General features: G+C 60.6%; 9 protein-coding genes. 5 read left to right on the top strand and 4 right to left on the bottom strand.

Translation table 11 applies throughout. The features are described from left to right. The first annotated feature begins 60 nt into the window (after positions 1-60). The 4 genes from M511_RS02700 to ureG are packed head-to-tail and all read left to right on the top strand — an operon-like array spanning position 61 to position 2,002. On the top strand, positions 61-282 hold the full coding sequence (locus M511_RS02700) for a hypothetical protein (protein WP_010393001.1): 222 nt from the start codon (positions 61-63) through the stop codon (positions 280-282). Positions 283-301: 19 nt separating this feature from the next. Beyond that, positions 302-757 carry an urease accessory protein UreE gene (locus M511_RS02705; RefSeq protein WP_010393002.1) on the top strand — a complete coding sequence of 152 codons (456 nt, stop codon included), beginning with the start codon at positions 302-304 and terminating at the stop codon, positions 755-757. Continuing rightward, the gene (locus M511_RS02710) at positions 717-1,391 is read left to right on the top strand and encodes an urease accessory protein UreF (protein ID WP_010393004.1); all 675 of its coding nucleotides are present in this window, start codon (positions 717-719) and stop codon (positions 1,389-1,391) included. Before M511_RS02705 ends, M511_RS02710 begins: the two co-directional genes overlap by 41 nt. Further along, positions 1,388-2,002, top strand: coding sequence for an urease accessory protein UreG (gene ureG, locus M511_RS02715; RefSeq protein WP_085501291.1), 615 nt, complete (start codon positions 1,388-1,390; stop codon positions 2,000-2,002). Before M511_RS02710 ends, ureG begins: the two co-directional genes overlap by 4 nt. Before the next feature lie 10 nt (positions 2,003-2,012). On the opposite strand, the gene M511_RS02720 is transcribed toward ureG, so the two are convergent. The 4 genes from M511_RS02720 to recA form a co-directional block, all read right to left on the bottom strand. Then, on the bottom strand, positions 2,013-2,807 hold the full coding sequence (locus M511_RS02720) for a class II glutamine amidotransferase (RefSeq protein WP_010393007.1): 795 nt from the start codon (positions 2,805-2,807) through the stop codon (positions 2,013-2,015). Between the two features lie 67 nt (positions 2,808-2,874). Next, the gene (locus M511_RS02725) at positions 2,875-3,165 is read right to left on the bottom strand and encodes a DUF1330 domain-containing protein (protein ID WP_085501292.1); all 291 of its coding nucleotides are present in this window, start codon (positions 3,163-3,165) and stop codon (positions 2,875-2,877) included. After that, positions 3,162-5,819 (bottom strand): alanine--tRNA ligase, encoded by a 2,658-nt coding sequence (gene alaS / locus M511_RS02730; RefSeq protein ID WP_085501293.1) that lies wholly within the window; start codon positions 5,817-5,819, stop codon positions 3,162-3,164. The genes M511_RS02725 and alaS overlap by 4 nt, the downstream gene beginning before the upstream one ends. 229 nt (positions 5,820-6,048) lie before the next feature. Next, entirely contained in the window at positions 6,049-7,119 is a 1,071-nt protein-coding gene (recA, locus tag M511_RS02735) for a recombinase RecA (RefSeq protein WP_010393014.1), read from the bottom strand. Positions 7,120-7,354: 235 nt separating this feature from the next. On the opposite strand from recA, the gene M511_RS02740 reads away from it, so the two are divergent. After that, positions 7,355-7,894 (top strand): sulfotransferase family protein, encoded by a 540-nt coding sequence (locus M511_RS02740; RefSeq protein WP_085501294.1) that lies wholly within the window; start codon positions 7,355-7,357, stop codon positions 7,892-7,894. Positions 7,895-7,961: the final 67 nt, after the last annotated feature.

Here is a 7,961-nt window from a genome sequence, read left to right on the forward strand (position 1 = left end):
AAATCAGCTATGTTCGCAGTCAGGGGAGGAAGCCATTCGCCAATAACGAAAGGGTTTCCCATGACGACAACCACAACCAACCTTTCTTCGCCCCGCCTTCCGGCCAAGCTCGATGCATTCCTGAAATGGCTTTCGCGCGGGACCGAAGCATATATCGAGAAACATTCGCGCCGCGCCGAGATCGAGGCGCTGGAGGCGAAATCCGACGCAGAACTGGCCCGCATGGGTCTGACCCGCGACCGGATCGTTCATCACGTTTTCAGCGACCGCATCTGGTTCTGACAAACCGGGGGGCGCAGCAATGATCGCGCCCCAAACCCTGCGCGCCGTTGCGGTGGTCCGCAACGCTGGCTGTGCCGACGATACTGTGGCCCTTGATTATGAGGGCCGCTTTCTACGCCGCAAGCGCATGACTTCGCGTAGCGGGCTGTCCTTTCTTGCCGATCTGCCCGAAACAGTCAGCCTTGACCCCGGTGACGCGCTGCAGCTTGAGGACGGGCGGCTTATCGGCGTCGCCGCCGCGCTGGAGCCCTGTCTGCGTGTGGAGGGACCGTTGCCCCGTCTCGCCTGGCATATCGGCAACCGCCACACCCCCTGCCAGATCAACGCCGATCACCTGCTGATCCGGGCCGATCATGTGCTTGAAGCCATGCTGCGCGGTCTTGGCGCACGGGTGACACCAACGATGACTGCCTTTGCCCCCGAAGGTGGCGCCTATGGTCACGGTCGCACCATGGGCCACGACCACGCGCATTGATATGACCATGCCAGACCGCCTGTCGCTGATCCAATGGCTGTCCCCGGCTTTTCCGACCGGCGGCTTTGCCTATTCACATGGGTTGGAGCAGGCGATGGCCGAGGGGCTGCGCAACGCTGACGGGGTGGCCTCGTGGGTTGCGGATGTACTGCGCCACGGTGGGGGATGGATCGACGCGGTCCTTTTGGCGCTGGTCCTGCGCGGTGAGGACGCGGATCAGCTTACCGATCTGGCCCGCGCGCTGGCCAGCTCTGCCGAACGGCTGGCCGAGACAATGGATCAGGGCCGTGCCTTTGCCACCACTGTCGCAGCACTGACAGGCCGGTCACAGCCTGAACGGCCGCTGCCCGTCGCAGTCGGCGAGGCAGCCCGACACCTTGCCCTGCCCGCAGCAGAAATCATCGCCCATTACCTACACGCCTTTGCTGCCAACCTGATCGCTGGCGCGACGCGCTTTCTGCCACTGGGTCAGGTTCAGGCACAGGTGGCGCTGGCCCGTCTGCATCCGCTTATCGACACTCTGGCGCGCCAAGCCGCAACCGCCGGACGCGACCGGCTGGAAGGCTGCTGCTTTAGCGCCGATCTGGCGGCGATGCGCCATGAAACCCTTGATGTGAGGATTTTTCGCACATGACCAACGGCCCTTTGCGCGTCGGCATCGGCGGTCCCGTCGGTGCTGGCAAAACCACCCTGACCGAGCAGCTGGCCCGCGCCCTCGCGCCGCGCCTGTCGATGGCGGTCATCACCAATGACATCTACACCCGCGAGGATGCCGAGGCATTGATGCGCGCCCAGGTTCTGCCGGCCGAGCGTATCCGCGGGGTCGAAACCGGAGGCTGCCCGCATACCGCGATCCGCGAGGATGCGAGCATCAACCTAGCCGCTGTCGCCGACTTGCGCGCCGCCTTCCCGGATCTGGAGCTGATCTTGATCGAGTCGGGGGGCGATAACCTGGCCGCGACCTTTTCGCCCGAACTTGCCGATCTGACCATCTATGTCATCGATACTGCCGCCGGACAGGACATCCCGCGCAAGCGGGGCCCGGGGCTCGCGCGTTCAGATCTGCTGGTGGTGAACAAGACCGACCTTGCCCCGCATGTCGGCGTCGATCTGGCGCTGCTGGAAAGCGATGCGCGCAAAGCCCGGGGCGAGCGTCCCTTTGTCATGGCCGAGCTGCGCCATGGCCGGGGCGTACAGGAAATCGCCCGCTTTCTCGCCCATGAGGGCGGGCTTGCGTTCAGCTGATCAGTCTCGCTCAGGCAGCGGCGCGCAGCGGTCCGGGACGAAAGGGCGTAATCTCGACCTCGGCCCCCTCAAAGGTACAAAAGCTTTGCGCGGGGACCTCAAGCCAATCGGTTTCGTCGCTTTCCAACGGTTCTGAAACCACTGCTCGGCCACCACGGGTGCCTGACCAGCGATGATACAGTGTCGGCGCGTGCTCGTCGCTCGCGTAGCGCAGCGCATATAGCCGCTGCCCATCGGCAAAAGCGGCAGTCAGCCGCACATGCGGCGTCGTGCCCCTTGCACGCGCCAAGGCTTCGAATTTCGCGGTTGCGCGCGCCATGGCCCCGGCGGGGTCGTCGTCCAACCCCTCGCCCAAAGCCATCAGGAACAGCGCCTCGCTGTCGGTTGCGCCCTTGCGGTGGTGGTAAAGCTCATCCGGAATCAACACCTCGGCATGGCGGCGATAGCTGTCATAGCCGCCGAACTGGCCGTTATGCATAAAGCTCCACCTGCCGACGACAAAAGGGTGACAGTTGTTACGGCTGGTCGCCGTCCCGGTCGAGGCCCGGACATGGGCAAGAAACAGATGTGATTTCACCGTCGCAGTCAGGCTGCGCAGGTTGCTGTCCGACCAGGCCGGCATGATGTCGCGATACAAGCCCGGCTCGGCCCGCTCTCCATACCACGCGATACCGAAACCGTCAGCATTCACCGGGGTATGACAGCGCGTCGCCCCGTGACTTTGCCGGACCAGCGAATGGCCGGGCCGACAGATGACATCCTCAAGATAGATCGGACTGCCGAGATAGGCTGCCCACCTGCACATTCCCTGCCCCTTTCAACGTCTTTTTTTAAGCGTTAGCACGAAAGGGGCGGGAAATCATCCAAAAGCCTCAGGCCGGGTTCTCTTCTACGATCACAAGGTCGCGCTCTGCTGCGCCTTTGGCGTGCTCCAACGCGGCCTGATACTCGGGGGAATTGTAACAAGCCACGGCCGCCTCAAGGCTGGGAAAGCGCGCCACGACGTTGCGGGCACGCTCTTTGCCCTCAAGCTGCATATAGCGCGAGCCACGCGCCAGAAACGCCCCGCCATACGCTGCGATTGCCGGCCCGGCAAGTTGGGCATAGCGGCCATAAGCCTCAGCGTCGGTGACATTCACATGGGCGATCCACAGCGCGGTCATGCCTTTTCTCCGATCAGGGTCTCGATAGCGTTGATGGCGGCATCTGCCGCTGCAAGGCTGGGCGCACCGCCTTGGGCGCGGTCAGGGCGACCACCGCCGCCCTTGCCGCCAAGTGCAGCAGTCGCGGCCTGCACGAGTTCGACGGCGCTGATCCGGTCAGTCAGATCACCAGTCACACCCGCTGCAACGGTCGCCTTGCCTTCAGCCTCGGCCAGCACAACCACTGCACCCGAGCCCAGCCGGGATTTCAGCTCATCAACCAGCGGCCCCAGCTCCTTGCCGGAGACACCTTCGACCCGACGGGCGATCAGCTTGATACCGTTGATTTCCTTCGGCGCCTCAGCTTCACTGCCACCCATGGCCAGTTGACGCTTAAGCTGTGCAACCTCGTTTGCCAAAGCCTTGCGTTCATCAGCCAGCGCCCGGACCTTGCTCACCACATCACCGGCCTGCGCCTTAACGATACCGGCAATCTCGCCCAGCTCGCCATCGACGCGGCGCAACTCGTCCATCGCGGCCTGACCGGTCAACGCCTCGATCCGGCGCACACCGGCGGCCGAGGCCGTCTCGCTGGTCAGGACGAACATCCCGATATCGCCCGTGCGCGCGACATGAGTGCCGCCGCAAAGCTCCAGCGAATAGGTTCGGCCATTCGCGCCCTTGCCCGAGCCCTCAAGCTCACCCATGGCAACGACACGCACTTCATCGCCATATTTTTCACCAAACAGCGCCTGGGCGCCCAACTCGCGCGCCTCATCCGGGGTCATAATCCTGGTTTCAACCGGCGTATTCTGGCGGATGTATTCGTTCACCTCGCGTTCAACACGAATGATCTCTTCAGGGGCCAGAGCCTTGGCGTGGCTAAAGTCGAAACGCAGTCGGTCAGGCGCATTCAAGCTGCCACGCTGCGCGACATGTTCACCCAACGCGCGACGCAGCGCCTCATGCAGCAGGTGGGTGGCCGAATGATTAGCGCGAATGGCACTGCGCCGATCATGGTCAACCGAAAGCTGCGCGCCCTGACCACACTGAATCGAACCCAGTGTAACCTCGGCAATATGGATGAAAACACCGCCCGATTTCTTGGTGTCGGTCACGCGAGCCGCGCCGGTCTCGGTCTTGATCAGACCGGTATCGCCAACCTGACCACCGGCCTCGCCGTAGAAGGGCGTCTGATTGACGACGATCTGCACCTGCTGACCCTCTGCGGCGCTGTCAACGGCCGTCCCTTCCTGAACAAGGGAAAGGATCTGTCCCTCGCTGATTTCGGTGTCATAGCCCAGGAATTCGGTCGCGCCATGTTCTTCGGCAATGTCGAACCAGATCGCGGCATCTTTCGTTTCACCCGAACCGCTCCAGGCAGCGCGGGCCTTAGCCTTCTGCTCGGCCATAGCAGCGTCGAAACCGGCCGTATCCACGGTCCGACCCTTTTCACGCAGCGCGTCCTGCGTCAGATCCAACGGGAAGCCATAGGTGTCGTAAAGCTTGAACGCAGCTTCGCCCGGCAGTTCGCTCCCCTCGGGCAGCTTCGAAAGCTCCTCATCCAGCAGCCGCAATCCGCGGTCGAGCGTCTGTTTGAAACGGGTCTCTTCCAGCTTCAATGTCTCCTCGATCAGCGATTGTGCGCGACCGAGCTCGGGATAGGCTGCGCCCATCTCGCGCACCAGCGCAGGGACCAGACGGTGCATCACCGGATCCTTGGTACCCAACATATGGGCGTGGCGCATCGCGCGGCGCATGATCCGGCGCAGGACATAGCCCCGCCCTTCGTTCGAGGGCATCACGCCATCCGCGATCAGGAAACTGGTCGAGCGCAGGTGATCGGCAATGACGCGGTGATGAACCTTACCGGGCCCATCAGGATCGTTCGAGGTTGCATGTGCGCTAGCCTCGATCAGACTACGCATCAGGTCCGTGTCATAGTTGTCGTGCTTCCCCTGCAGCAGCGCGCCGATCCGCTCCAGCCCCATGCCGGTGTCGATCGACTGCATCTCCAGCGCGCGCATCGAGCCGTCTTCGAACTGCTCGTTCTGCATGAAAACGAGGTTCCAGATCTCGATAAACCGGTCACCGTCCTCGTCAGCCGAACCGGGCGGGCCACCCCAGATCTGATCACCGTGATCATAAAAGATCTCGGTGCAGGGGCCGCAGGGGCCAGTCGGACCCATCTGCCAGAAGTTGTCCGAGGTCGGAATGCGGATAATCCGGTCATCCGACAGGCCAGCAACCTTTTTCCAGATATTCGCGGCCTCGTCGTCGGTATGATAGACAGTGACCAGCAAGCGATCCTTGGGGATGCCGAAATCCTTGGTCAAAAGCTCCCAAGCGAAAGGAATGGCGCCTTCCTTGAAATAGTCGCCGAAGCTGAAGTTCCCCAGCATCTCAAAGAAGGTATGGTGCCGGGCAGTATAGCCTACGTTATCGAGGTCATTGTGTTTGCCGCCCGCCCGGACACATTTCTGTGCCGTGGTAGCACGCTTATAGTCCCGCGTTTCGACACCCGTGAACAGGTTCTTGAACTGCACCATGCCCGAGTTGGTAAACATCAACGTCGGGTCGTTGCGCGGCACAAGCGGGCTCGACTCGACAACGCGATGACCGTTGCGTTCGAAGAAGTTCAGAAAGGTCGAGCGGATATCATTCAAGCTGGGCATGTGGGGCCTTCATCGCAAAGCGGTTCACCGAGGCAGAGCCGGTTTGGCGCACGGTCTATCCCCAGCCATGGCGGCTGTCCAGCAATCCTGCGCGGCTCGAAAGACATCTGCCCCCACGAAATCCACGAGGAAGAGAGTGCCGTAAAGCGGGCGCGTGACGAATGACAAATAGCGAAATGGCAATCGGTTGTCAGTCATCACGCCCTCATCGGAAGCATCAGGCTCCCGATCACTCGTCAGCCATCACCTCGTCACCATCTTCCGCGACCCCGAAATCCAAGCCATGGCTCGCGCGAATCTTGTCTTCGATGGCATAGGCAACATCAGGATGATCGCGCAGATATTGCTTGGCATTCTCACGACCTTGGCCGATGCGCTCATCGCCATAGGAATACCAAGAGCCTGATTTCTCGACAACACCTGCCTTGATCCCCAGGTCAATCAGCTCACCGACTTTGGAAATACCTTCGCCATACATGATGTCGAATTCGACCTGACGGAAGGGCGGTGCCACCTTGTTCTTGACCACCTTGACGCGGGTGGTGTTGCCGATCACCTCGTCACGATCCTTGATCGCACCGGTGCGGCGGATATCCAATCGCACCGAAGCATAGAATTTCAACGCATTGCCGCCCGTGGTGGTCTCGGGGTTCCCAAACATAACACCGATCTTCATCCGGATCTGGTTGATAAAGATCACCATGCAGTTGCTGCGTCCGATGCTTGCAGTCAGCTTGCGCATGGCCTGGCTCATAAGCCGGGCCTGACTGCCCATCTGCATATCACCCATATCGCCTTCGATCTCGGACTTGGGCGTCAGCGCTGCCACCGAATCGACCACGACAAGGCTGACCGCACCCGAACGCACCAGCGTATCGACAATTTCCAACGCCTGTTCGCCGGTATCGGGCTGGCTGATCAGCAGATCATCCAGATTCACGCCCAGCTTCTTGGCGTACTGAGGATCGAGCGCATGCTCAGCGTCGACAAAGGCACAAACGCCGCCTTTTTTCTGCTCTTCAGCCACGACATGCAGCGTCAGTGTGGTCTTGCCCGAACTTTCGGGCCCAAAGACCTCGATTATCCGCCCCTTGGGCAGACCTCCGATCCCCAGAGCGATATCGAGCCCCAGGGAGCCGGTCGAGGTCGCCTCGATCTCAGCCACCGGGCTATCGGCACCCAGCCTCATGATCGAACCCTTGCCGAATTGCCGTTCGATCTGGGCCAGAGCGCTATCCAGCGCCTTTTGCTTGTCTGCGGATCGCTTGTCGTTCATGTCAAAAAGTGTTGCCCCTGCCATGCGGTCCTCTTGCTTATTTCACACCCCGCCATCCGGGGCAATCTGCGCCTACCGCCATTTTGTTCACGGCTTGTTCTTATTTGCCCCTCATCGCTGCAAAAGGCAAGCCTTCGTTTGCGAATCAAGCATCACCAATGATCTGCATAGTTAGGGGAAAAGGATTAAGAGGCCGTTTACAGCCGAATGGCAAATGTCTATCGCAGCCCTCATGTCAAGTGGTCAGGAGTGTTAAGAAATGTTGATATTCTGGGAAAAACGCCTGGTTTTCCTGGCAACACCCAAGGCTGGCTCGACAGCCATCGAAGCCGCTTTGGAGGGGTTGGCTAACCTGGCGGTTCAACGCCCTGCAGAACTGAAACACACCAACCTACGCACCTATCGGCACCATATCGAGCCTTGGTTACATTCGATCACCGGCGAAAAATTTACCACCATCGCCCTCATGCGCGAACCTATCAGCTGGCTGCAAAGCTGGTATCGTTTTCGCCTGCGCGATGATGGAGATGACCCTGATCATACCATGATCGGGATGAGCTTTGCAGACTTCGCCGCTGCTTATGCTGATCCTGCGGGATCAGCAATTGCGCAGGTCGGAACTCAGAGCGACTTCCTGACAACCACAATTGACCGGGTTGATCGCATCTTTCGCTATGAGGAAATCGAAAGCTTTACCCATTTTCTTGAAGATCGGCTGGACTGCGGGATCAGCCTGCCGCGTGTCAACGTACCTCCCGCCGTGGATGTCAGCCTTAGGGTCAGGACTCATAACCAATAAATGACGATTGCGGCGAGGGCGATGGCTGAGAGGAAGACCTTTGGGCATCTGTCATATCGGGTTGCCA

The sequence above is a fragment of the Paracoccus sp. J56 genome (genome assembly GCF_019633685.1).
GTDB classification, from domain to species: Bacteria; Pseudomonadota; Alphaproteobacteria; order Rhodobacterales; family Rhodobacteraceae; genus Paracoccus; species Paracoccus kondratievae.